The 26,028-nt window shown below is 36.6% G+C and carries 27 protein-coding genes, 1 pseudogene and 1 riboswitch; of the genes and pseudogenes, 8 read left to right on the top strand and 20 right to left on the bottom strand.

Translation table 11 applies throughout. The features are described 5' to 3' along the window. Window positions 1-550: 550 nt before the first annotated feature. Window positions 551-1,990: an NADP-dependent glyceraldehyde-3-phosphate dehydrogenase gene (gene gapN, locus AC3WVA_RS22570; protein WP_417902693.1), complete on the top strand. Its 1,440-nt coding sequence runs from the start codon at window positions 551-553 to the stop codon at window positions 1,988-1,990. 226 nt (window positions 1,991-2,216) lie between these two features. Here gapN and AC3WVA_RS22575 read toward each other — a convergent pair whose 3' ends face one another. Together AC3WVA_RS22575 and racE are read right to left on the bottom strand one after the other, a co-directional pair. Beyond that, complete coding sequence (locus tag AC3WVA_RS22575) at window positions 2,217-3,308, bottom strand: DUF3626 domain-containing protein (RefSeq protein WP_492322191.1); 1,092 nt, start codon at window positions 3,306-3,308, stop codon at window positions 2,217-2,219. A gap of 109 nt (window positions 3,309-3,417) precedes the next feature. Beyond that, the gene (gene racE / locus AC3WVA_RS22580) at window positions 3,418-4,245 is read right to left on the bottom strand and encodes a glutamate racemase (protein WP_341013814.1); all 828 of its coding nucleotides are present in this window, start codon (window positions 4,243-4,245) and stop codon (window positions 3,418-3,420) included. A gap of 200 nt (window positions 4,246-4,445) precedes the next feature. Next, a riboswitch (Lysine riboswitch) is annotated at window positions 4,446-4,633 on the top strand. 146 nt (window positions 4,634-4,779) lie between these two features. Between racE and AC3WVA_RS22585 the strand changes: the two genes are divergently transcribed. The 4 genes from AC3WVA_RS22585 to AC3WVA_RS22600 all read left to right on the top strand — a co-directional run bounded on the left by AC3WVA_RS22585 (window position 4,780) and on the right by AC3WVA_RS22600 (window position 8,786). Beyond that, on the top strand, window positions 4,780-6,204 hold the full coding sequence (locus AC3WVA_RS22585) for an amino acid permease (protein ID WP_001186318.1): 1,425 nt from the start codon (window positions 4,780-4,782) through the stop codon (window positions 6,202-6,204). A 60-nt stretch (window positions 6,205-6,264) separates the two neighbouring features. Further along, complete coding sequence (locus tag AC3WVA_RS22590; RefSeq protein WP_098346370.1) at window positions 6,265-7,464, top strand: ABC transporter permease; 1,200 nt, start codon at window positions 6,265-6,267, stop codon at window positions 7,462-7,464. A 280-nt stretch (window positions 7,465-7,744) separates the two neighbouring features. Beyond that, the gene (locus AC3WVA_RS22595) at window positions 7,745-8,260 is read left to right on the top strand and encodes a type 1 glutamine amidotransferase domain-containing protein (protein ID WP_195756226.1); all 516 of its coding nucleotides are present in this window, start codon (window positions 7,745-7,747) and stop codon (window positions 8,258-8,260) included. 322 nt (window positions 8,261-8,582) lie between these two features. Beyond that, the gene (locus tag AC3WVA_RS22600; RefSeq protein WP_048525086.1) at window positions 8,583-8,786 is read left to right on the top strand and encodes a hypothetical protein; all 204 of its coding nucleotides are present in this window, start codon (window positions 8,583-8,585) and stop codon (window positions 8,784-8,786) included. A gap of 44 nt (window positions 8,787-8,830) precedes the next feature. Here the strand turns inward: AC3WVA_RS22600 and AC3WVA_RS22605 are convergent. The 3 genes and pseudogenes from AC3WVA_RS22605 to AC3WVA_RS22615 form a co-directional block, all read right to left on the bottom strand. After that, window positions 8,831-8,944: pseudogene (locus AC3WVA_RS22605) on the bottom strand (multidrug transporter); the annotation flags it as partial. A 6-nt stretch (window positions 8,945-8,950) separates the two neighbouring features. Further along, window positions 8,951-9,499: an NAD(P)H-dependent oxidoreductase gene (locus tag AC3WVA_RS22610; RefSeq protein ID WP_048525107.1), complete on the bottom strand. Its 549-nt coding sequence runs from the start codon at window positions 9,497-9,499 to the stop codon at window positions 8,951-8,953. A gap of 23 nt (window positions 9,500-9,522) precedes the next feature. Next, a complete protein-coding gene (locus AC3WVA_RS22615; RefSeq protein ID WP_048525085.1) occupies window positions 9,523-10,062 on the bottom strand; it encodes an ester cyclase in 540 nt (179 codons plus the stop codon). 169 nt (window positions 10,063-10,231) lie between these two features. Here AC3WVA_RS22615 and AC3WVA_RS22620 point away from each other — a divergent pair, with 169 nt between their 5' ends. Further along, entirely contained in the window at window positions 10,232-10,570 is a 339-nt protein-coding gene (locus AC3WVA_RS22620; protein ID WP_001059468.1) for a winged helix-turn-helix transcriptional regulator, read from the top strand. 33 nt (window positions 10,571-10,603) lie between these two features. Here AC3WVA_RS22620 and AC3WVA_RS22625 read toward each other — a convergent pair whose 3' ends face one another. The 6 genes from AC3WVA_RS22625 to AC3WVA_RS22650 form a co-directional block, all read right to left on the bottom strand. Continuing rightward, entirely contained in the window at window positions 10,604-11,806 is a 1,203-nt protein-coding gene (locus AC3WVA_RS22625; RefSeq protein ID WP_341013819.1) for an MFS transporter, read from the bottom strand. Window positions 11,807-12,019: 213 nt separating this feature from the next. Further along, window positions 12,020-12,598: a TetR/AcrR family transcriptional regulator gene (locus AC3WVA_RS22630; protein ID WP_001996782.1), complete on the bottom strand. Its 579-nt coding sequence runs from the start codon at window positions 12,596-12,598 to the stop codon at window positions 12,020-12,022. 129 nt (window positions 12,599-12,727) lie between these two features. Then, on the bottom strand, window positions 12,728-13,042 hold the full coding sequence (locus AC3WVA_RS22635) for a DMT family transporter (protein ID WP_000539674.1): 315 nt from the start codon (window positions 13,040-13,042) through the stop codon (window positions 12,728-12,730). A gap of 2 nt (window positions 13,043-13,044) precedes the next feature. Then, a complete protein-coding gene (locus tag AC3WVA_RS22640) occupies window positions 13,045-13,389 on the bottom strand; it encodes a DMT family transporter (protein WP_216475365.1) in 345 nt (114 codons plus the stop codon). Between the two features lie 970 nt (window positions 13,390-14,359). Then, window positions 14,360-14,815 carry an N-acetyltransferase gene (locus AC3WVA_RS22645; protein WP_048526342.1) on the bottom strand — a complete coding sequence of 152 codons (456 nt, stop codon included), beginning with the start codon at window positions 14,813-14,815 and terminating at the stop codon, window positions 14,360-14,362. Window positions 14,816-14,943: 128 nt separating this feature from the next. After that, window positions 14,944-15,438, bottom strand: coding sequence for an Lrp/AsnC family transcriptional regulator (locus AC3WVA_RS22650; protein WP_000446106.1), 495 nt, complete (start codon window positions 15,436-15,438; stop codon window positions 14,944-14,946). A gap of 204 nt (window positions 15,439-15,642) precedes the next feature. Here AC3WVA_RS22650 and AC3WVA_RS22655 point away from each other — a divergent pair, with 204 nt between their 5' ends. Next, window positions 15,643-16,554, top strand: coding sequence for a DMT family transporter (locus AC3WVA_RS22655; RefSeq protein ID WP_071759257.1), 912 nt, complete (start codon window positions 15,643-15,645; stop codon window positions 16,552-16,554). Window positions 16,555-16,589: 35 nt separating this feature from the next. Here AC3WVA_RS22655 and AC3WVA_RS22660 read toward each other — a convergent pair whose 3' ends face one another. The 9 genes from AC3WVA_RS22660 to AC3WVA_RS22700 form a co-directional block, all read right to left on the bottom strand. After that, window positions 16,590-17,075, bottom strand: a complete 486-nt coding sequence (locus tag AC3WVA_RS22660) for a PRK06770 family protein (protein WP_048526339.1) — start codon at window positions 17,073-17,075, stop codon at window positions 16,590-16,592. Next, complete coding sequence (locus AC3WVA_RS22665) at window positions 17,075-17,476, bottom strand: nuclear transport factor 2 family protein (protein ID WP_098346376.1); 402 nt, start codon at window positions 17,474-17,476, stop codon at window positions 17,075-17,077. The genes AC3WVA_RS22660 and AC3WVA_RS22665 overlap by 1 nt, the downstream gene beginning before the upstream one ends. 155 nt (window positions 17,477-17,631) lie before the next feature. Continuing rightward, on the bottom strand, window positions 17,632-18,036 hold the full coding sequence (locus AC3WVA_RS22670; protein WP_048526337.1) for a DoxX family protein: 405 nt from the start codon (window positions 18,034-18,036) through the stop codon (window positions 17,632-17,634). 160 nt (window positions 18,037-18,196) lie between these two features. Next, window positions 18,197-19,261 (bottom strand): DUF871 domain-containing protein, encoded by a 1,065-nt coding sequence (locus AC3WVA_RS22675; RefSeq protein ID WP_492322192.1) that lies wholly within the window; start codon window positions 19,259-19,261, stop codon window positions 18,197-18,199. A gap of 48 nt (window positions 19,262-19,309) precedes the next feature. After that, on the bottom strand, window positions 19,310-20,674 hold the full coding sequence (locus tag AC3WVA_RS22680; protein ID WP_098520028.1) for a PTS transporter subunit EIIC: 1,365 nt from the start codon (window positions 20,672-20,674) through the stop codon (window positions 19,310-19,312). Between the two features lie 24 nt (window positions 20,675-20,698). After that, window positions 20,699-21,583 (bottom strand): N-acetylmuramic acid 6-phosphate etherase, encoded by an 885-nt coding sequence (gene murQ / locus AC3WVA_RS22685; protein ID WP_098520029.1) that lies wholly within the window; start codon window positions 21,581-21,583, stop codon window positions 20,699-20,701. A gap of 300 nt (window positions 21,584-21,883) precedes the next feature. Then, window positions 21,884-22,747 carry a MurR/RpiR family transcriptional regulator gene (locus AC3WVA_RS22690; RefSeq protein WP_000648163.1) on the bottom strand — a complete coding sequence of 288 codons (864 nt, stop codon included), beginning with the start codon at window positions 22,745-22,747 and terminating at the stop codon, window positions 21,884-21,886. 17 nt (window positions 22,748-22,764) lie between these two features. Further along, on the bottom strand, window positions 22,765-23,094 hold the full coding sequence (locus AC3WVA_RS22695; RefSeq protein WP_098346380.1) for an outer surface protein: 330 nt from the start codon (window positions 23,092-23,094) through the stop codon (window positions 22,765-22,767). A gap of 125 nt (window positions 23,095-23,219) precedes the next feature. Next, window positions 23,220-24,347, bottom strand: a complete 1,128-nt coding sequence (locus AC3WVA_RS22700) for a cation:proton antiporter (protein WP_001985966.1) — start codon at window positions 24,345-24,347, stop codon at window positions 23,220-23,222. A 258-nt stretch (window positions 24,348-24,605) separates the two neighbouring features. On the opposite strand from AC3WVA_RS22700, the gene bcaP reads away from it, so the two are divergent. Then, a complete protein-coding gene (gene bcaP, locus AC3WVA_RS22705; RefSeq protein ID WP_071759261.1) occupies window positions 24,606-26,009 on the top strand; it encodes a branched-chain amino acid transporter BcaP in 1,404 nt (467 codons plus the stop codon). Window positions 26,010-26,028: the final 19 nt, after the last annotated feature.

The raw sequence follows: 26,028 nt of genomic DNA on the forward strand, positions 1-26,028 counted from the left end.
TCCGCTATCCAGACCCATCACATTTACATTTCGTAACCCATACAATCTCATCACATTTTTCCACCTTCCAAAGTTTTTATCGGAACTAAACAAGGGAAAATAAACAAAAAAAAGCATACCGTCGCTTGACGATATGCACAGGAATGCATAAAAGCGTACGTTACGATATACGCAACGTACGCTTTTTATAAGACAAAGATGCCCTATATATCCGTACGGGTTGCGTAATGATATGAATGTTTTCTGCCATTTAACAGAGCTAAACCCATTACATTTACGATTACAATCATTACGCACACCCCCTTCATTTATTTTCCATTTATAATCTTACAACTTTATTGAGTATTCTGTCAATTGTTTTTTTGCAAGCCGAATGAAAATATACGCTACATCATTTTGAAATAAGAGAATGTTCTGTAAGAAAGGGCATACAAAATAAAAAAAGAATAAGAAATCGTTTTCACAAACATTTCATTTGAAAAATGTTATCAAACCACCTACAATCACCTTATACTCACTCTTACAAGTTGCTATTTTAGGAGGACTAATCATGACAACTAGCAATACGTACAAATTTTATTTAAACGGAGAATGGAGAGAAAGCTCTTCAGGAGAAACAATCGAAATTCCATCTCCATACTTACACGAAGTAATTGGACAAGTACAAGCAATTACTCGCGGAGAAGTAGATGAAGCAATTGCATCTGCAAAAGAAGCTCAAAAATCATGGGCAGAAGCTTCTCTACAAGATCGCGCAAAATATTTATATAAATGGGCTGATGAGCTCGTAAATATGCAAGATGAAATTGCCGATATCATTATGAAAGAAGTCGGTAAAGGATATAAAGATGCGAAGAAAGAAGTTGTTCGTACAGCTGACTTCATTCGTTACACGATCGAAGAAGCTTTACATATGCACGGAGAAAGCATGATGGGAGATAGCTTCCCAGGCGGTACAAAATCTAAACTTGCGATCATCCAACGCGCACCACTTGGTGTTATATTAGCAATCGCACCGTTTAACTACCCAGTAAACTTATCTGCTGCAAAACTTGCACCAGCATTAATTATGGGTAACGCTGTTATTTTCAAACCAGCAACTCAAGGTGCGATTAGTGGTATTAAAATGATTGAAGCACTTCATAAAGCTGGCCTTCCAAAAGGTCTTGTAAACGTAGCGACAGGACGCGGTTCTGTCATTGGTGACTACTTAGTAGAGCACGAAGGCATCAATATGGTATCGTTCACAGGTGGTACAAACACAGGTAAACATTTAGCGAAAAAAGCTTCAATGATTCCACTTGTATTAGAACTTGGTGGTAAAGACCCTGGTATCGTTCGTGAAGATGCTGACTTACAAGATGCTGCAAACCATATCGTAAGCGGTGCATTCTCTTACTCTGGTCAACGTTGTACAGCTATTAAACGTGTACTTGTACACGAAAACGTAGCAGACAAGCTTGTTAGCTTATTAAAAGCGCAAGTAGCTGAACTATCAGTTGGATCTCCAGAACAAGATAGCACAATCGTTCCATTAATCGACGACAAGTCTGCTGACTTCGTTCAAGGTTTAGTTGACGACGCTGTAGAAAAAGGTGCAACAATTGTTATCGGTAACAAACGTGAGCGTAACTTAATTTACCCAACATTAATCGATCACGTAACAGAAGAAATGAAAGTTGCTTGGGAAGAGCCATTCGGCCCAATCCTTCCGATCATCCGCGTTTCTTCAGATGAGCAAGCAATTGAAATTGCTAACAAATCAGAGTTCGGCTTACAAGCAAGTGTCTTCACAAAAGACATTAACAAAGCATTTGCAATTGCTAACAAAATCGAAACTGGTTCTGTTCAAATTAACGGACGCACAGAGCGCGGCCCTGACCACTTCCCATTCATCGGTGTAAAAGGTTCAGGTATGGGCGCACAAGGTATTCGTAAGAGCCTTGAGTCTATGACACGTGAAAAAGTAACAGTATTAAACTTAGTTTAATCTTATATGTAGAAGCTGATCTAGTTTTAGATCAGCTTCTTTTTATCTCACTTTAATGGGCAGTAAGACCCCCACCTCAAAATTCAGCGAAAGCAAAGAATTTAAGTGGTGGACGGGCTGCCCATTAAAGTCCGATTGGTGAGGGCTGATAATCAGTGGGGGATGAAGAATCCCCCACTGATTAAAGTTTCACTTTATATACATGCTTCCCAAGACAATAGCGTGTTTATTTCACATTCCGATTTGGTTTTCCAAATCGAACTAAAACATGCCATAATAATTTTAATTCCTGAAGCACCTCTTCATATGTTCCGCGATCACTCCAAGATAGTGGATTCCTTTTCAAATCCACTACAGCAGAGCCGATTATATGTGCATCGATACAATTATTTCGTGCAATGCGTCTTGCTAAAGATGGCATTTTTGAACCTCTAAAATCCATCGGAACTTCATCCACCGTAAGTACAAAACCCATGTGCCAATACAAATCAATAGAATACTTCAAACAAATTTCTTCTAAAGTTCTACCTACATTCGTACCCTTAAATGAAGGATCTACAACAAGTGCTTCCACATCTTCTTTAAGAGAAATATCTCCATGAATCTGTGCTTCAATATAATGATTAAGATTACGGGCTGACTCTTTGTTTACGAAATCTATAAACGGCCTTTCGAGGTTATCCAGTAAATGACGAATGAATCTTGTTGGAGTCAAATTCCCTTCACCAATTGCAAAATCTCTTACGAATGTCTCTTCCAAAAGTGCAGCTAAAATCATATCAAACTCTTCATAAGTACCCTTTTCTTTTGGATCTTGATGCGAATCTAAATACGTATATGTAGAGCGATAAGAAACTTTTGGAGATAAGAGAAAATAACATGATCCAAAACGCGGGGCAGGCCCATCTGGATGTAACATTACATTTAGTGCCCCGTATTTAGGCCGTTCATTATTCGTTACGCCTTCCAATTGATATGCGCCTCCAAATATTCTCTGTTCCCAAAGGTCACGCTCACCACCCGGATAAGCAGATACACTCCCATTAGATAGCAATGTTTCAAACTGACTTTTATATATGCCTTGCTCAAACAGTGCTTCAGCGATACTTTTCATATTCGAATCTAATCTGTCTGGATGAAAGTGTAAAGCAATCCTCGCATTTGATTTTAAATGAATGACAGCTTCTTCAAACATTTCATCTGTAATATTAGACATTTTCAATATATGATTAATTGTTGCTTTAGCCTCACGTTTTTCGTTCTCTGCATATTTTGAAATATACTGTAAAGCAAATAATTGAGATCTTGATAATTCCATAATCAAACCCCTCCTTTCATTGAAATGACCTTAATCATTTCAATGAAAAGCTTAATCTTTCCTTCTTATGGAACGAACCTGTTTTATTAAAAAAGTAATTTAATAAACCCTAATTATACATACGTGCATTTTTCATGGGCAAATGTACACATTCTACAGAAATTTGATACCCTAACCATCTCTCAGCAATATGTTCAAATGATAAGGCAGAGCCTGTTGTAAAAAATCGATGTTTCGGATTAAGATTGTCAGACAGAATTCCTTTGTGCTGTAAAATTGTGCTTAACTCTATCGCTGTTTCTTCTGCGGAACTAATAACCGTCACAGCCTCTAACTCCTTTTTTATATAGGACTCTAACAGTGGATAATGTGTACACCCAAGAATTAGCGTATCTATATCTTCTTTCGTTAATGGCAGTAAAGCTTGTTTCACTTGCTCCGTTACATATGCTGTATCTTCTAAGTAATTTTCTACAACTGTAGCTAAAGTCGGGCATGCATGACTATGCACTTCCAAATATGTATCAAGCTCGTGTAATGCTTTTTCGTACATATTAGATTTTATCGTACCTACAGTTCCAATTACCCCGATTTTGCCTTTCTTCGTCACTTTAATTGCAGCTCTGGCTCCCGGATGTATAACGCCAATAACTGGAATAGAAAGTGCTTCTTGCAAATCAGTCAATGCAGCAGCTGCAGCAGTATTACATGCTACCACTAGAGCTTTTAACGGAAACTGTTTGAGGAACTCAACCATTTCAAATACGAAAGATTGTACCTCTTCTACACTTCTTGGCCCATACGGACAACGCTCATTATCACCAATATAATAAATGCTCTCTTTAGGCAATTGTCTTATAATTTCGCTCGCAACTGTTAATCCCCCAACTCCCGAATCTAACACACCTATTACTGAATGTTTATGACATACAGACATATACTTCATCCCCTTCTCAATCTTCTAGCGCCAATAACATTTATTATATTATGAAAATTCAATATTACATAATAATCCCTCTCCCTTTTAATCACAAACTCTTCTCTATAATCTGATTATTACCATATCCATTGACGTATAAAAATTCATTTGTTACTCTTAAATACGTTAATTTAATATTTAAATCCTCATTCGTATCTCGGTGAGGTAGAGGTTGCAATCATTAAGAGTATCATTTCAGGAGATGTAGTGGCATTGATGAAGGAATGAGAAAGGAATGATTGCCGAAGTAAGCCCGTGTCCACCATGCACGCTTGCTGGGTCTGCATTTAATAAGTGCAGAACTGTCACAAATGAAACGTTTCGTTTGTGGAGAGCTATCGAGAGGTATGTCGTGGGTTTCTTATAAGATAGAAAGCATGTAGCGGCAAATTACGTGCTTTTTTTGTTTTGTTTGGAACTTCTCTTCTCTACTAAGAAGACATACATATCTCCTCGCTTGACTTGGTTATACTAACTTTGGAGGTATTTTCTATGCAACAAAAAAAATGGGGCTTTTGGGTACTAACAGCTTTCGTTGTCGGTAATATGGTTGGCGCTGGGATTTTCATGGTGCCAAGTACGTTGGCACAAACAGCAAGCCCTCTCGGTGTCACACTAGCTTGGTTAACAACAGGGTTTGGTGTTTTAATGCTAGCTCTTGTTTTCGGTAATTTAGCAATTCGTCGTCCTGATTTAACGACAGGACCACAAAGTCATGCATATGCTTTATTCTCAACACCAAAAAAGAAAAAAATGGCTGGTTTCAGTATGGTATGGGGATATTGGGTTGCAAACTGGGCAAGTAACGTTGCCATCATTACATCATTTGCGGGATATTTATCACTCTTCTTCCCAATTATGAAAGATACACGACTACTATTTTCAATCGGTTCTTTTAACGTAGAAGTCGGAAAACTAATTACATTTACGATTTGTTCCATCTTACTTTGGGGAACTCATATTATATTAACGAACGGTGTAAGCGGAGCTGGAAAGCTAAACTTCTTAGCAACAACAACGAAAGTAACTGGATTCCTTTTATTCATCGTCGTTACGTTATTTGCATTCGAAGCTTCTAAGTTTGGACAATGGTACACACCGATGATCGATAAATCAGGTGTATCACACGGCCTACTTTCACAAGTAAACTTAGCTGCTCTTACAACACTTTGGGCATTTATCGGAATCGAATCAGCAGTACTTTTATCAAATCGTGCTGTTTCTCCAAAAACGGTAAAACGCGCGACAGTTGCGGGATTACTTATTACCGTTGCGATTTACTTAGGAATTACCATTTTAACAATGGGTGTACTTCACGTTGATACATTACAAGCTTCTGAACGTCCATTAGCAGACGCACTAAACGCTGCAATGGGTCATGGCGGCGGGAAACTAATGGCATTACTTGCTCTTACTTCCCTATTCGGTTCTATCTTAGGCTGGATTTTATTAAGCTCAGAAGTACCATATCAAGCAGCAAAAGAAGGTTTCTTCCCTTCCTTCTTCACGAAAACAAATAAAAAAGGAAGTCCAATTTACTCATTACGATTAACAAACATTATGTCGCAAGTGTTCTTATTCTCAACATTATCAGGAACCATTGCGGAAGCTTATACATTCGTTATTACCGTATCAACATTGGCCTACCTCATTCCATATCTCGTTTCACCAATCTTCCAGTTAAAACTAGTCGCTACTGGTGAAACGTATAAAAATGAAATGCGGGCAAGAATTACAGATGGTATAGTCGCAGTGATCGCACTTTGCTACGCACTATGGGTTATTAAAACGGGCGCAGCCGATATAAAAACATTCCTTCTCGGAATTGGTTTATTCGTAATCGGCTTTGCCTTCTATCCATTAATGAATCGTGATCAGAAAAAAAATAACGAAAAGAAAAACGGGCAAGTTGCATAACGCAATTTGCTCGTTTTTTCTTTTGTAAAACATATATAATAGAACAAAGAGGTGAAAAACATGTCAATCGAATCGCTATGGAGCAGTCGCTTCCAACAACATATGCAAAATATCATTACATACTTTGCACGTATGATTAACGGTTTACTATATAGCTTTATCTTTATTTCATGCGTTGGCGCATACTACTATGCTCAGTTTTTAAAAGCATCTCCTTCTAAAGGAATATCTTTACTACTTATCACAATTGTACTTACATTCATTATAACGAGATGCCCGATCCGTACATTTATTCAAAAACCTGATGCTGTCTATTTACTCGCATTAGAAGAGAAACTAACATCTTATTTTAAAAAATCTCTTCTATATAATTACATCATGCAGCTTTTCCCATTATTGTTCACGTTCTTGATTCTCGTTCCACTTGCCATGCAATCATTACAAGTAACAGTACCTTTCTTATGTACAATCTTTATCGTTTTAATGATTACGAAAGCTTGGAACATGTACATACATTGGATGTGGCGTGATAGTCATGAAAAAAGCATATGGTTAATTATTCGTATTACTTGTAACTCACTCATTATTTACATGTTGTTTTACTCGGCCCATGTTCTCATATTAGGCGGATTGCTCTTACTACTTGCTTTCCTGCTTCTATATACGAAAAAGCAACCTACAAAACGAATTCCGTGGGATTACATAATTGAACAAGAAGAAAAAATGAACGTTCGTTTTTATCAATTTGCTAGCATTTTCACCGACGTTCCGCAACTGAATAAGCAAGTAAGTAAAAGAAAATGGCTTACAAATTGGATTGAACCTTTATTACATAAAAAGCAAGCAACTTTCTTCTATTTACATACACTCGCATTTTTACGTGGGAATGATTATTTCGGTATATATATCCGCTTAGGATTGATCGGTGCCTTCGCCTTATATTTTATACCAAATATATACGTAAAAGGCGCTATCGCATATATCGTCCTATATATGATTTCTATGCAACTCCGTTCCCTGTGGAAATATTTTTCGGGAAATATTATTGTAGCATTATATCCAATTGATACTGAAAAACGAATGAATCAATTTCTTCGCTTAATCTTTATACTGCTAATCATTCAACTCATTGTATTTTCAATTGTTATACTCCTTGCTACAGGTCAATTTTTACATAGCCTTATCATTATGATTGTCGGGTTACTCTGGATCAAATTTATTATTGTACCAAAAACGAAGCAACGCGTTTCCTCGTTTTAACGAAAAGAATTATCTTAAAAGTCAAGGAGAGAAAAATTCTCTCCTTGGCTTTTTTATTTTTCCTTCTCAAACAAGAATCACCCGCACAATCGATAGTTTATAATTTTACATACAAAAATGATAATACATGTTTACGTCCAAATAAAAAGGGTATGTATTAAATTAACAGGGCAAAGGAACTGAAGGGAATGGAAAAATATGAATTAAAGTCTCACTTTATAAAAGACATTGCTCAAGGATGATTCTGAAATCGATAATATAATATAAGGAGCGGATGAGAATGAGTAAAAAAATTGCTACTTTAATAACAGATTATTTCGAGGACACAGAATACACAGAGCCAGCAGAAGCTTTTAAACAAAAGGGATATGAATTAACAACTATTGAAGCAGAAAAAGGTAAAACGGTACACGGTAAACAAGGAAATAGTGAAGTCGTAATCGATAAAGGTATCGATGATGTTTCTCCAGAGGACTTTGATGCCCTCTTCATACCAGGCGGATTTTCCCCAGATATACTTCGTGCAGATGAACGTTTCGTTCGCTTTAGCAAAGCATTTATGGATGCGAAAAAACCTGTTTTTGCTATTTGTCACGGACCCCAATTACTCATCACTGCACAAACACTTGAAGGACGCGATGTGACTGGCTATAAATCCATTGCGGTCGATTTGAAAAATGCCGGCGGAAATTTTCATGACAAAGAGGTTGTCGTATGCCAAAATCAGCTGGTCACAAGTAGACAACCAGAAGATATACCGGCGTTTATTGAAGAATCGTTGCGTGTATTAGGATAGTTACTTTGGCTAACCTCATTTTATTTGTATGAAAAAAATTTAATCAGTGGGGTTTTGTTCATCCCCTACTGATTATTAGCCCTCACCAACTGGTCGTTTACAGGCAATCCGACCTCCACAAATAGCGAGATAAATAAAAAGAGTGTAATCCAAAAGTGCAGTTTTAATGACCTTTTGGTTTACACTCTTTTCTCGTCCCAAAATTTCTAATCACTTTTCATAGGCATTTTTCATATAGTGAAAATGACTATACGATTCCTATCCATAAGTTAAATAATGATTTTGCACATATATAAATAAAAAAAATATGGGAGCCTTAATCATGAATAACAATCCACCTTCAACGCCCCAAGACAACTCCGAAAACAATAGCCGTGACATTACACTGCAAACATTAAGCGTCATCGGACTCGTCGTCCTTATTAGTGGTTATATCCTTGTTGCGCTCTCTGAAGTAGTTGAGCTGAAAGTCTTATTAACAAACCCAAATAGCAATCCTGATTTAGCTGAAGTTGATCCGTTTTAAAAGCCATATGAAAAGCGATTTCTAGCATCGCTTTTCATATCGTTTTATCCAATCTGAGAAACCTCCCCCTCATACTTCTCTCTCCCAATCGCCTTCATAAATAATAAAATACTGCTCATACCAACGATAAAGTACAGAGCACTCATGCCCCAAGATGCAAACTACTATTTAATTACTCCATCTAAGTGATCTTTCAAGTTCAATAAATATTGCTCAATATTCGGATTCTTCACCACATCATAACAAGCAAAGCTCTTTAACGGACTCATGCCAAGAAACTTTTGTACGCGATGTAAGTGGCTAAGCGCTGACTCTAAACTTCCCCCTTCAAAGAACTTCGTCTTATCTCCAAATGCTTTCTCAGGCGCATTCCAAGTTGTAGAAAACATATACTCTTTCTCTTTTAATAAACCACCTGTTCCATATTCATCAGCACCTTTAAAGAACAAACCGTATTCATATACTTCATCCATATACGTTTTAAATAACCCTGGTACACTAAACCAGTAAATCGGCGTTTGATAAATTACAACATCAGCCCATAAAAACTTCTCTTGTTCTTCTTTAATACTATAGCCCTCTTGGATTGTTGTTGTTTTCACATGATGCTTCTCACTTAATACCGTTACCATATAATCAACTAACGTTCTATTTAATCGTCCTTCTTTCGTACCGTATTTTTCATGTCCATTTATAATAAATATATTTTTCATCACTTTTCTCTCCCCTATATAATTTACTCTTCAGCTATTAACGCAAGTTGTTGTTTCAGCGTAAGATTATCTTCTAAATGCCAGTCTTCCGTTATCTTTCCGTCTTTCACATGTAAAATATCAATGGCAAAAAAATTGATTTTCTTATCATTGTGCGTTCCTATAAAAGAAAGACGGGCTGTTACTTTATCACCGACGACTAATAAATCTTCAATCTCGCAATGTATATTAGGAACAACTTCACGAAAATTTTTCGCTGCAAACTTTAATCCTTCCGTACCTTGTGGTCGCCCTTTCGGCAATGTATGATCGAAAAAATTTTCAGTAACAGTCTGCGGAATAAGCTCCTCTTTACCTGTATCCCAAAATGCATAAAAACGCTGCGCTGCATGAACCATTTCGGTCGCTTCCTTTTGACTTAGTGAGGGGTCAATTGTCATTGCTTTTGGCTTTGGCATTTCTTTTAATAACTGGACTTCCGTTTTTTCTTCTGCGCCGCATGCTACAAGTACAATACAAACAACAAACAAACTAAGAAATCTAAACAAATTTTTCACCCACATGAAAATCACCTCCTCTTCATCTAAACCCTTTGTATTTCGTATTGCTATTGTATATTCACTAACTTTCTTTATGGAAGTAGTGATATTTTTTTCATATAGTTACCAAAAGTATAGTTTTGTGATACTATAAAGCAAATTCATCCAAAAAAATTTTATGGAGGCTAGTTCCATGAACAATATAGATCCAGTTGAATTAACGAAAGGTTTACCTGGCATACCTTGTCCCATCGCTAAAACGCTTGATGTAATTCGTACAAAATGGACGTTTTTAATCATTCGCGACCTTCTTATCGAAGGAACATTACGCTTTAGTGATTTACAAAAATCAATGGACGGGATTAGTCCGAAAACATTATCGCTTCGACTAAAAGAACTAGAGTCTCAAGGCATTATAACGAGAAAAGTATATCCAGAAGTTCCGCCTCGTGTAGAGTACACATTAACGGATAAAGGCAAACAATTAGAGGGGATTTTCATTGAGTTAAAACGATTTGGATTAAGTTTATAAAACAAAAACCCCTTACCGTCGTAAGGGGTTTTATTACTTCGCAAAACTTTCAGCTAGCTGTTTCTCTCTCCACATAAACGTGATACCGAGACCAACTATTAAAACAACTCCTGAGAAAGCATATGGATAATGAATATTCATATCAAATAATATGCCGCCCATCGCTGGTCCTGCGATATTTCCTAAACTCGTATAAGTCGAGTTCATACCAGCAACGAATCCTTGCTCTTTTCCAGCTGCTTTTGATAAAAACGTCGTTAAAGCTGGACGAAGTAAATCAAATGCAAGGAAAATGAAGCACGTAACGAGAAGTACAATCCAATAATTAAAGACTACAGTTGAAACAAACGCTAATACTGCACCTACAATTAAACATATTTGAATTAACACTTTTTCACCGAATATATCAACCAATTTACCAAACATAAATACTTGCACAACTACCCCAAAGATTGAACTAATTGTAATGATTGCCGCAATATCTTTCGGTGTGAATCCAAATTTATGATCAGAAAACAGACTAAACACAGTTTCATACGCTGATAATCCGAATGCGAGTACAAATACGATAATAAATGCAATTGCATACATTGGATGTAATGATTTCTTTAAATCACCAATAAAACTTGATTCCTTCGTATTAGAAGAAATCTCTGCAAGTTCTTCTTTCGTTAACGGTTCTTTTAAAATAAAGATCGAAATCACACATGCTATAAAAGCAATTGCTGCAGCTACAAAGAACGGCACACGTATACCGTATTCTGCAATAAATCCGCCAATTCCAGGCCCTATAATAAATCCAGTACTAATTGCCGCAGATAAATATCCCATCGCCTTTGGACGCTCTTGCATAGAGGTAATATCCGCAACATATGCCGTAACACCAGGCATAATAAACGCAGCACTAATTCCGCCTAACACCCGTGCCACATAAAGCATCCACACATCTTTTCCTAATCCAAAAAGAAGTTCTGAAACACCAAAAATAAATAATCCAATGATGATCATTTTCTTCCTACCGTAAAGATCGACCCACCGGCCTGTAATAGGTGACGAAATGAGCTGAGCCATTGCAAACACTGCAACGAGATATCCCATCGTCTTCCCTGTTAAATGCATATCATTCATAAAGGACGGCATAACCGGAATGATTAATCCAATCCCTAAAAAAGCGATAAATATATTACTCAAAAGAATGACCAGTACCATCTTTTGTTCCTTTATCGGTTTCTTCACTTTTTAACACCTCTTCCCGTAAGCTCCTCTCAAAAAAATAATGCCCAAGAAGCTTTTTCTTTATCCTACTATTAGTGGGCTAATCATGAGTAGAGATGCCCCTACCCATTAGAATTTTACTCTATCCTTCCACACATACATAAGTATTAGGTGAATGACTATCATTCATTTTTCCTCAAAAATAAACCTACCTTTTCAGACAGGTTCATCTTACTACTTCTTTATATGTAGTGCATGTGTTAAAAAATCTAGTACTTCTGCCTTTTGTAGCTCGACTTGCTCATCATCTTTATGATCATATAAATAAACTTGTTCCGCTGCTGATTCAACTAGAGCGATAAATAACTTAGCTGTTCGCTCTGCATGAACCGAATCGCGAATTTCACCAGCTTCTTTCGCCTCATTTAAAAATTCACTCAGCCACATATAAAGAGGCTCATACACAGCTTCCCATTCTTTTATATGTTCTGTAGATGCAAGACCTGCATACATTAAAGCTTGTATTTCACGATACTCAGCTATGAAGTGAAACACCGCATCTATTACTTGCGTAACTTTACTTGAGAAAGGCGCATCATTTTGCACTTTTTCTTTCACTGCAAGGATCATCTTTTCAACCATCACTTCTGCTATTGCAGGCATAACAGATAACTTAGAAGGAAAATATAAATAGAAAGTTCCTTGTGCAATGCCAGCCAATTTCACGATATCAGAAATCTTCGTTTTTTCAACGCCCTTTTCCTGAAACACTTCAATAGCTGCATAGACAATTTTCTCTTTTTTATTCATCATCTAAACCCTTTCAAACGCATATTGAATGACTGTCACTCATTTTATAAAATAACTAGCTGTACTGTCAATTATCGTGCACTTTTTATAGTAAAAATCTCCTAACGACTTGTTAGGAGATACAGTATATCTTTACGAAAGAGCCTTTAATCCTGTCACTCCGCATACAATAAGAGCCACACTAATGATACGCGCTTTACTTTTTGACTCACCAAACAGGAACATGTTTAATAAAACGGCACCTGCTGTTCCAATACCAATCCAAACCGCATACGCGACACTGACTTGTAAGAATAAGAAAGATGTATACAAGAATGCGAAGGATGTAGCAAACCCGCCTATATAAAGTGCTCCATTTGCTAACGTTTTATCTTTACTATACATTTTCAGACCGATCACACCGACTATTTCACTAATTGCAGCGCAAAATACGAAAAACCAACCCATCTTTAAGCAGCTCCTTCCACAGTTTCTTCTTTATTATCAGCTAGCTTTAAACCGATAACGCCAGCTACAACCATCACGATAAAGAATAATTTCCCTACACTAAAACTCCCGCCGAATAGGAATACGTCCATTAAGAAAGTACCTACCGTACCAGCTCCGGCAAAGATGGCATATACAGTTCCTGTTGCAAGATGTTCACAAGCTTTAGAAAGGAAGTAAAAATCAACAGCGATAACGCCTAAAATAACGATCCAATGCCACCAAGTATCGGCCGTATTAAAACCAAACACCCAAAAAATTTCAAAGATACATGTTAATATGACATATAACCAAGCTCTATTTTTCATACCTCTCACCTCTTATGACTGACTATCAGTCATTTTTATTTTAAAAAAATATACTTTCATCACTACTATATATAAACAACTATCATCCTCATTTACCGTTGTATTTGTTCAGTTGCTAAACTCACTACATCCTGTTATACAAAAATGACTGAATGTCATTCATAAGTATTGTACATGAATATCTTAAAAGCTGTCAATGCCGAAAGTTTATTTAAAATTTATTTCATCCGGTTTGTATATTCCCTAATAATCTGTCAATACTGCTAGTAACATAATATTTTCTCCACTCCCCCTTGGAGAGATCCCTTGAATAGAGTAGTTAGCTTTTGCTAGCTGCTCTTTTTATTTTTCACCTTCCATAATCCCATTCCATCGCATGTTCACTTGATCCAAAATACATATTTGATTATGTAATGCTATCATGATATCCCTCGCTATGAACTCTCAAAAATTCATTTAGGATTCATTCTAAATTAGTAATAAGCTGTTTAAATTATTCAAAATGCAAGCTGAACATCCTTGTCTACAAAATAACATTTTCACTTTTTTGTTCCACAATTCAATATGCAATATTTCATATTTTATTATTTCAATATCACTTTATTAACCATCTTTTCATATAAATGGTTTTCCGTCATGCGGTAAATCAACATTTGTAATTTAATTCCTCTTTTAAATCATCTATTTTTATTTTTAAACAATATATTCGAATAACTATATTGGAATTTATTGTTCTACACATCTAAATACTTCTTGTGTATTATATAGGAGAAGAGTAATTAAAAGACTTACTCTTTGCTATTGAGGGAAGAGTCTGAGAGCCATATCAGACTCTTCTTCGTTTATAAACTTACATGTCGGAAATCGCAGTTTGTCTACTATAATAGTCCTCCGCCAACCCGTTTAATAAAGCAATCACTTATCTCATTATTTCTCCTATAACAGTGAGAGTTTTTTCTCTCCAAAAGCTTCACCCAACATACCGAATCATTGCCACCTCATCACAATAATCAACCTTCGGACAATGCCTACAATCAATCCATACTTTTTCTGGTAACGCCTCTCTATTTACAAAATCAAACCCGCACTTTTGAAAAAATTCCGTTTCATATGTTAAAGAAATAACTCTATTCACTTTTATTTTCGCTGCCTCATTTATTACATGGTTCACTAACATACGCCCGATTCCTTTTCCTGCATATGTATGCGAAACGACCAATGATCGGACTTCTGCAAGGTCCTCTCCTAACACATGTAAACCAGCAACTCCAACAATCTTATCGCTTTCTTTCACTACATATAAACATTGTAAATATTGATAGAGAGATAAAAGAGAACGCGGTAAAACTACTCCCTCTTTTGCATAAGCTTCAATAAGACTATAAATTTCTTTCACATCACTCGTAACTGCATTAAAGATTTTCATATTCTATCCCCTTGCCCACGATATTAATATTTATAAACCAAAATGAATTTTAATACATAATTTTATATAATAATACATCTCTCCTTTCTCCCCGTCAATCACTTTATACAAACAAAAAACCAAGCAATCTAATCGATGCTTGGTTCCTCATTTCGTATCGGCAATACCGTCGAATATTTAATTTCACGAAGTGCTAAACTCGTCTGTATCCTTGTAATACCAAGCTTATTTAGCTTTCTAATAAACTGCTCCAACTCTTTACGATCACGATTTGCAACTTTTAATAAATAATCATACTCTCCTGTTAAACAGTGACATTCTAACACTTCAGGCATTGCTTCTAATTCTTTTTCCAGCACTTCCAGTTTATCCGATTGATGAATATTCGTACTCATAAAAATAAAGCATAACAAATCAAAACCAAGCTTTTCTTGATTTAAAATGGCTACTTGCTTATCAATGAACCCTTCTCCATCTAATCTTTTTATTCTCGCATGCATCGCAGCTGGCGATAAATTAACGCGTCGCGCAAGCTCTGCATTACTTACTTGAGACTCCTTCTGCAATATATCTAAAATTTGTACGTCTAAATCATCTAACACTTTAATAACTGACGACTCCATCAAAATTCCCCCTTTTTCTTACCGATGATTATTCGAAAAAACAACTTATAACCTACATAAAACCGAATATCTTTCTGTAAATATCACTCAAAACAAAATATCTTATCGACTTTTCCCTATTATACAAAAGAATATATTACACAATAAAGAAAAATGCTAAAATTATTTACAATTCATATTGATTACAACAAAGGGGATTTTTATATGCCTTATTTTTATGTCTTTTTACTATTACTAACGAGCTTATTATGGGGAGGAAATTTCGTCGTTGGAAAATCGCTCGTTGATCACGCGTCTCCGATGACACTTACAAGCTTAAGATGGATGATTGCGATCGTTTGTTTATTACCGATGGTATGGTTTAAAGAAAAGAAAATCATTCCACCTCGCGCTGCCATACTTCCGTTAATACTCATGGGAATTTCAGGGGTCGCTCTTTTTAACATCTTTCAATTTCTAGCACTAGAAAAAACATCCGCAACGAATGTAGGACTTATTTCTACATTAAATGCGATTTCCATTGCACTATTTTCAGTATTATTTCTAAAAGAAAAAGTAAATACACTTCAAATTCTATCCATGATTCTTTCATTTTTTGGGGTTATTCTTGTCCTATTAAAAGGTAACTTTGCACTTTTATTTTCACTACATTTTAATAGCGGCGATTTATGGATGATTGCGGCTGTTTGTATTTGGGGAATGTATTCTGTTTGTAGTAAATGGGCAACAAAAACAACGACACCGCTCATGGCCACATTATACTCTGGTATTTTCGGTGTTATTTTATTATTGCCCTTTAACATCGGGAGCTTCACTGTTACAAATATAAATGCTTCTTTCCTGACATCTCTTTTATATACAGGGCTTATTTCTACCGTTCTCTGTATGGTGTTTTGGAATATTGGTGTACAAAAATTAGGAGCTACGACATCCGGGATTTTTCTAAACTTCAATCCGATTTTCACAGCGATTTTAGCATTCCTTTTCCTCGGTGAAGAACTAACGTGGATACAAATTGTAGGGACAATGATCGTTGTCACAGGATGTTATTTATTTTCTCATTTCAAAACGGTTACTGTTCAGCCGACTAGAGCTTTCATGCGAAAACATTCTTAATGAAAAAACATCGTCACCTGAGTTGGCGATGTTTTTTATTTATTCTTCATTTCTTTTATATACTGCTTTTCCTCTTCTGGTGATAAACGTTTTGTTGCCTTGCCAGTATCTCCACCTTGAAGACTCCATAAAAAGTTGTGCTCCTCAACAGTTTGAGAAAAATCTCCTTTTTCCCATCTATTTATAATAGAAAATAACTTCATTTTATATTGAAAACCTGTACTATTTTCAATATCTCTTTTCACATTAGAAATTTCCTTATTTGTCATTTCTACAAATCCCCATTTTTCAGAGGATTTTACCTTTTGGTGTACCATTTTGTGCATAGTAGAAATAATTTCACCTTCACTAACTTGTGGGGATTCTTCTGCAACTTTCTTCTCTTTTTCGTTTGCCACTCGCTCGGTTTGAATATTTTTATTTTCTTTTTCCACATATGCAAGCAATTTTTTTCCGCCAACTATAGACGAGAAAATTACAATAATTGTAATGCATATACTTACGATCCATTTAAAAAGCATTATCTCTGCATCGCTTCTCTAACAAGATGACTATCTACATACTGCTTAAACTTCACGATTTTTCCGTTCTCCAGTTGCCATACATGAACGAAATCTGCTTCAAATGATTTTCCCGTTTCTTTATAAACTCCTGAATAAACACCTTCAGCAATAATCACATCTTTTCCGCTTACTTCATGGTACATATTTACACTCGCTTTATACTCATCCCATTCTGATCCTAATCGGCTAAATACATTTTTCATTATTTCTTCTACACCTATATAAGTTCCCCCGTATGGGAATCCTGCTGCCTCTGTCCATTCTACTTTTTCAGAGAGGGCTTCCGCTAAATGTTTTGCATTCGAAGAAGCAGATCCTTCATATGTACTTCGAATAACTTCTAAATTTGATTTAGGCATGTTACTTCCTTCCTTTCTATTTATTTTTTACACAAGATGTAACCTTCATTGTTACACCTTGTGTAAAAAAATATTTAAATTGTTTTATTCTTAATTCACACGTCGTAATCATTATAGTTACATTAACGATTCAAGTCAACAATTTATAAATAAGTTTACTTCGTTTTCATTACTTTCTCTTTTAAGAAACGATCTACATACCCTTCTGCTTTTACAACGAATAAATACGCACCCATTGATAATAATGCAAGATCCAATTCATATCCTGGATTCTTTCCATCTCCTAATAAACCTGCTGCTCCATTTACCTTTACGATAGCTCCAGCTAAAATAAGAGCGAATAACAATCCTACATATTTTACGCCTAAACCGATAATTAATAATATACCACCAACTAATTCAACTGTTGCTACGCCGTATGCAAGACCACCTGGTAAGCCGATGCTTGTAAACCATCCTGCTACGTTATCGATACCTGATTGAAACTTCGCTAAACCGTGCGCAAAAAATGTCACTCCTAACACGATACGAATAATTAAATTCCCAATATATTGGTTCATTTTGAACTCTCCTTTTTGTTTTGTTATGGTGAACTTTTATTTACAAGTCAAAACAATACGGTATTTTATTTCATTCGTCAAATACTTTTTTTAAGAAAACAAAAAACATTATCCCTTTTACGGATAATGTTTTCCTACAGAATAGTGCCAATTCAAGCTTTTACTCTATTACACAAAAAATTTGAAACATTTTTCCAGCGCCAACATACGGAAATAAAGACAAGTCCTCTTCTACAACCATCCCAACAACATTCACTTTCTCATCTACAGGCAAATCATGTATAACAACCTGCATCTCTCCTGCATATCTACCGTACAATTCATTATCAATTGTAATGCTGCCTTTCTTTCTTGCAATTGTATGCATTGGCTGTAACACGACTTTATTTTCTTCTCGTGATTCTACAGAACGAATGACATCACGCGCTGGATCTAGTCTATTTGTATGCACTTGTTCTACCATTTTTAATACTTCACTTTTCTCTATCAATGGCTCATACCGCAGCGGAATAATTCCTCTACTCGCACTCGCTATCTCTTGTACACTTTCTATGCTTCCGCTTATATCCCCGATTAACACCTTATCGACACCACAATCTTGTACAAGTTCTAAGTATGCTTCAAGCGGGCGTATATTGCGGTGCTTTTCTAACGTTGGCAAACCTTCACATAGCGGACCACGTTTTTCACCATCTCCCGGAATAAATGCCATCGTTTTTATTCCGCACTCATGTAAGTATTCGTTTTTTTTTTGTAAGAATGATTTTGCTAGTCCTGTTTCTGGTCGCGGGTAAAAATTATGCCACGCTTCTATATTCTCTACCTTTATATTTTCTATGATTAACTCTTTCCAAAATGAATCTGTAATCGTACTCGCATTTAAAGCTACTTTCATCTTGTGAGATACGCGTGCAATCTCTTTCGGCTTGATGCCATAGTCCATTCTTAAGCCTGTAATGCCCCAGTCCAATAGCTCCTCCACATTTTCATACGTCATCCCTAAATGGTGTAACGATTTTGGAGAAACATCGACCATTAATTCCATTTCATTTTCAAGAGCTTGTTTCCCAAGTATTTGAATTAGCTCTTTATACGTACCAGGGTCATCTTCAGGAATGTGCAATGATGTAAAAATAGATGAGAACCCGTTTTCCTTCGCTACTTTTAGCCACTCTTCTTGCTTCTTTACTCGTTCTTTTGCAAGGTAAATTGAAACTCCGATCATATGAATCTCCCTTTCTATGAATAGAAAAAGAGAAAGGAATCCCTTTCTCTATATGTTTTCTGCCATTTCTTCTTTAAATCCGAAGAAGTACGTAAAGATGAATCCGAACGTATATGCCACTACTAATCCAAGGAAATATAGTAAATATTTATTATCAGCAATTAACGGAATTAATGATAATCCTGATACACCGATTCCGAGTGCGGCTGTTTTCATAACTGCTTGGAATGCACCGCCAACTGCTGCTCCTAAACAAGCTGTAAGAAACGGTTTCCCAAGTGGTAATGTAACCCCGTATAATAACGGTTCGCCAATTCCTAAAAAGCCAACTGGTAATGCTCCTTTAATTACGTTACGAAGTCGTTTGTTTTTTGTTTTCACATAGATGGCAATCGCTGCTCCTACTTGCCCAGCTCCAGCCATCGCAAGTACTGGTAATAGAGGCGTTACGTGCGTTTGATTAATAAACTCCATATGAATTGGTGTTAAACCATGATGCAAACCGACCATAACGAGTGGTAAAAATGTTCCCGCAAGTACTGCTCCAGCAAACGCTCCACCAATACTTAAAATACCATTAATGCCGCTTGTAATTCCTTCAGATAAGAAACCTGCTACCGGCTGAATCGCTAACATCGTTACGATACTCACCACTAACACAGTAATAAGCGGCGTTATAATAATATCAACTGCATTTGGCACTGCTTTTCGAACTTGTCTTTCCACTACAACCATAAGCCATGCTGCAAAAATAACGGCAAACAATCCACCCCGTCCAGGTACAAGCGCTTCACCGAATAATTTTACGTTCGCCATCGCTGGGTTAAAAATTAAAATACCAGCAATTGCTCCAAGAACTGGTGTCCCGCCAAATTCTTTCGCTGTATTCCAACCGACTAAAATTCCTAAGAAAGTAAAGATACCGCCGCCAATGAGTAATAACATTTGTAGCCACGTTGCATTCGGATCAGCACCTGCGTTTTTCGCAAAGTTAGCGACCCCGTTTATAATACCTGACGCAACAAGACCAGGAATTAACGGAATGAAAATACTTCCTATTTTTCGTAAAAAGTTTTTCACTGGCGTATTATTTTTCTTCTTCCTCTCTGACTTCATCTCTTGCCCAAGGTCTTCAAGGTGATGATCTGCCACCTCACCAATCCGTAGTCCTGTTAAACCTTCCATCTCAGCTGCTACTTTATTTACTGTCCCTGGTCCAACAACGACTTGAAGCGTCTCATCTTCAATAACACCCATAACCCCTTCAACCTTTTTCAAAAGTTCCATATTCACTTTACTTTCATCATGAAGCGTTAATCGCAGTCTCGTCATACAATGAGCAATGCCGCGAATATTTTTTATTCCCCCAAGTTGCTCTGAAATTTCTTTGGCCATTCTCTCTTCTTTCTTCATAATAGAATCCCCCTCCCTATTATCTTATAGTGCCTTCTTCACAAACCCTTTCGCTTCTTTTAATTTCTGCAGTGCTTCCCCTTGCTCACACTGTAATAACACCATAACAATCGCAGCTTTCACATTACGTTCTGCCTTTTCATAATGCTCTGCCGCTACTTCATAACTAACACCTGTTGCTTCCATAATGATTCGTTTTGATCGTTCTACTAATTTTTCATTTGTAGATTGCACATCTACCATTAAGTTTTTATATACTTTCCCAACACCAATCATAGATGCTGTCGAAATCATATTCAGTACTAATTTCTGCGCTGTACCAGCTTTCAAACGTGTTGAGCCTGTTAAAATCTCTGCGCCTGTTTCTACTTCCACATTTAGTTTTGCATATTTACTTATTTCAGCATTTTTATTACAGGAGATACTAGCTGTACTCGCTCCTACGCTATTTGCGTACTTCAAGCCGCCAATTACGTAAGGAGTTCGGCCACTTGCTGCAATTCCAATCAATGTATCTTTCTCGTTTAATCCAATACTTTTTAAATCTTCTTCTGCCAATTCTTCACGGTCTTCGGCACCTTCTACCGCTTTAGTAAACGCTTTCAATCCACCTGCTATAAATCCTTGCACCATTGTATCATCTGTGCCAAATGTCGGCGGACATTCCACTGCGTCCAAAATACCTAAACGGCCACTCGTACCAGCCCCAATGTAAATTAATCGGCCCTCTTCTTCAAAAGACTGAATAACAGCCCCTACAACCTTTTCAATTTCTTCTATTTCATTTTCAACTGCTAACGCAACAGTTCGATCTTCTTCATTCATACTTTGCAACACTTCTTTTATGCTCATCTCATCTAAATTCATCGTCTTCTCATTACGATGTTCTGTCGATAAATTTTCTAACATATTACCACCTACTTTGAAATTTTATTTCATACTTTCATTATAACTTCAAGAAATTTAAAATCAATATTACTTTATTATTTTATGAAATTTAATTTCTTTTCATGACGAATTTATCCCACTTTAACTGGCAGTAAGACCCCCACCTCAAATTCAGCGAAAGCAAAAAAGATAGGTGGGGGATCAACTGCCTGTAAAAGTCCGATTGGTTCAACTAATAATAATTGGGGGATGAACAAAACCCCCAATTATTAAAGTTTCACTTTATGTCGATACGAAAAAAAGATGGGTTTCCCCATCTTCTCATTTCAGCTTCCGTAATCGCAAAGCTTCTTCTCTTGTTTCCATAAATTGATCCAGCACTTTATTACCAATGCGATTAAAAGTAATCACATATAGAGCATCTATCATATTGAGTTGCGTCATTCTTGAAGCAATACTTGCAATACGATGATCTTGTTCTACATCTGGCATACAAAGACGAATATCCGCCTCTTTATATAACGGTGATGATTGATCAAGCTTCGTAATCGCAATAACTGTTGCACCTTGTCTCTTCGCATATTGCGCCATTTCAAGTACATCTTTCGTACGACCAGATGTTGAAATCGCCACAAATATATCGCCTTCTTTTAAATTCGTCACAAGCGGCAACATCATATGAAAATCAGATAGCATCATCGCTGTAAATCCGAGCCTTGTAAATTTATAAGCTCCGTCCATCGCTGGAGTAGCTGATCCGCCTACTCCATAAAAGATAATTTTATCGGCATTTACAATACGATCTGCAGCTTTTTCAAGTTCTTTTTTATCTATAGCTGTAACGCTTGCCTCAATTGCAGCTTTATTCACATACGTAACTTTATTAAACAAGTCGTACGGTCCATCTTCCGTATTCATCACTGAAAAATCATTAATATTATAATCAGCAATCGTTAATTCACGAACGAGCGCAATTTTAAATGCTTTAAAACTTCCGATTCCAATCGATTTACAAAAGCGAACAACACTTGCTTCACTTGCGCCTGCATTCGTTGACACTTCTTTCGTCGTTAAGTTCGGAACAATCTCTGCATTCTCCATTATGTACATGGCAACCTTCTTTTCAGCTGGTGAAAATTGATCCATATTACTTTCAATTTTAAATAGTAACGTCGAAGCTTTCACTATTTAACCTCCACTTCTTACGGTTGCGTATATTCTCTACTATCATTTGTATCATATAGATAAAAACCATCATTACCAGGTGGATGGTGAACGATTACAGTTCGATCCCCTTTTTTATATGACGTTATTTCACCTTCAGATCGCTGTTTTTCCCATCCATGTATCCAAATTGCAAAGTCAGGTACAAAAGCAGTGTACTTATAGTCTTTCAGGTTTTCGTCTTCTACATAAGAAGAAAAAATAGAAACTGGAAAATCTTTCACTTTTGACTCTTTCCATGCGGTAAATGATATACAGAGTGCAATAAGTGTGATTACACCGATAACCTTCCCCTTCGTAATCTTCACACATTTTCTCCCCTTGACTTATCATATACGTAGATTTTACCATAATTACAACCTATTCACGCTATATGACTATTGCTTTTTCCAATAAAAAAAGAGCTTACCTCCATCAGATAAGCTCTTCCTCTCTATACAAAATACTTCTTCAAAAGCGGCGGCGTAATAATCGTCGTTAATATAACAACAATAACAATCGCTGTGAAATTTTCTTTCGCTAATAAATTTGCCGTAAGTCCATTCGCAGCGATGATAAGTGCTACTTCACCACGCGATACCATCCCTGCTCCGATACTAATAGAAGATTGAAGGTTGAACCCTGTTAGTCTTGCTCCTAAACCTGATCCGATTAACTTTGTAAAAATCGCAATAAGCGTCATAATGATAATGAACCAAAGCTGGCTTCCGATACCTTGAAATGTAATTTCCATTCCGATACTTACGAAGAACACTGGCACAAATATCGCATACGCAATCGGTTCAATTTTATGTTCTACTTCGTGCTTATACTCTGTTTGAGAAATGGCAATTCCAGCTGCAAATGCTCCGATAATACCTGCAATCCCCATCATTTCACTGTAATACGAAAAAGAGAAACAAATAATAAGAGCTGCACTAATCAATGCCTCAGTTACACGAAGTGGCACAAGCATTTTCATAATCCACGGAACAACTTTCCATGCGATAAAAACTATGCTGACGAAGAAAATAATTTTCTTTACGATAACAAGTGTTATATTCACATCTTGCGTTCCTAAAAAACTCATAACAAACGCTAATAAAATAACGACGATAACATCATCAAATACGGCAGCACCTAAAATCGTTGTACTTTCTCTCGTATTCATTTTCCCTAAATCCCTTAGCGTTTGTACCGTAATACTAACTGATGTTGCGCAAAGTAATAAACCTAAGAAAATTGCATGAGATTGTATTAATCCAAACAACAATCCTGTTACATAACCACCGATGAAAGGAAAAATAATTCCACCAGCCGCTACTGCAAATGACGATTTCAAATTCCGATTTAACTCTTCTAAATCGGTTTCAAGCCCTGCCATAAACATAAGTAGTAAAACACCAATCTCACTCAGTTCATCGATTAATTCAGAGCTATTAATAATACCGAGTACAGCCGGACCGATAATAATACCGACAATTAATTTACCAAGTACAGAAGGCTGGCCGAGTCTCACGCTAATATCGCCAGCTAATTTCGTACAAAGTAAAATGACGACAAGTTCAAAATAAAATAACATAGCATCTGCTCCTACTTTAACTTTAATGGGTGGATTATTAACCCTCGTCCATTCCTGCCAGTAGTTTCCCCTATTCATTCGCATTTTATTTTTCACATTTTTATTTGACAAAATATTCTGAATTATATTAAGATTAATCCAGCAATTTTAAAAAACTACATACCATAACTGTACCTCCATTTACTTACATACTCTTTTCTAGTGGGCTCCTACTATATTCGCAGTTATGGAAATGAAAAAACGGGGGGAGAGTCCAAAGTGAAGTCATTATTACGAAAAAAAGCGCTTAGTACTGAATCACCACGGCAGTTAAATAGAACATTAACTGCACTTGATTTAACGTTTTTAGGAATTGGCGCCGTAATTGGGACAGGGATCTTTGTATTAACAGGTATTGTCGCAGCGAAACATTCTGGTCCTGGTATTATGCTATCATTCCTTATTGCTGCATTTACTTGTGCTTGTGTAGCCTTTTGTTATGCCGAATTCGCTTCTTCTATTCCTGTCTCAGGAAGTGTGTATACTTACGCATACATGACAGTCGGAGAAGTCGTCGCCTTCATCGTCGGCTGGTGTTTAATGCTCGAATATTTACTTGCAGTCGCGGCAGTAGCTGTCGGTTGGTCTGGTTATTTACAATCTTTACTACAAGGATTTAACGTCCATCTGCCCGCCATAATCGCCTCGGCCCCTGGCGTAGGAAAAGGTGGTCTTATCGATCTACCAGCTGTTTGTATTTTACTACTCATTACTGGTCTTTTAAGTTTCGGTATACGTGAAAGCGCACGCATTAATAATATTATGGTTCTTATCAAGTTAGCTGTTATTATCGCCTTTATCGTAGCAGGTGCGAAATATGTAAAACCTGAAAATTGGACACCTTTCATTCCGTTCGGATACGACGGTATTATTACTGGAGCTGCCACTGTATTCTTCGCCTTTTTAGGCTTTGATGCAATCGCAACCGCTGCAGAAGAAACGAAAAAACCACAGCGTGATTTGCCAATTGGCATTATCGGTTCCCTTCTTATTTGTACTGTTTTATACATGATTGTATCTTTCGTTTTAACTGGTATGGTTCCGTATACACAATTAGATGTTTCTGATCCAGTTGCGTTTGCCTTACATTTCGTTGGTGAAGATACAATTGCTGGACTACTCGCTGTTGGAGCGATGACTGGAATGACAACCGTTCTCCTCGTCGTTATGTATGGACAAGTTCGCGTCTCTTATGCGATGAGCCGCGATGGCCTACTTCCAAAAGCGTTAGCACGTGTAAATAAAAGAGTCAAAATTCCTTTATTAAACACATGGATCACTGGCGTTGTTGCCGCTTTATTAGCAGGACTTTTAGACTTACATTTACTAGCTAATTTAGTTAACATCGGTACGTTAACAGCCTTTACATTCGTTTGCTGTGCAGTACTTATTTTACGAAAAACACACCCTGACTTGAAACGCGGATTCCGTACACCTTTCGTACCTGTATTACCAGTTGTCGCAATTCTTTGCTGTTTATATTTGATGGCTAATTTATCTAAAACGACATGGATTAGCTTTATAGCTTGGCTTATAGTCGGTTTATGTTTCTATTTCTTCTACTCTAGAAAACATAGTCATTTAGCTTCTGAAAAAACAAATGATGAACAGAAAAAAGCATAACAAAATAGCTCGCCGTTTT

It is taken from the genome of Bacillus sp. EB106-04-02-XG92 (assembly GCF_058791995.1).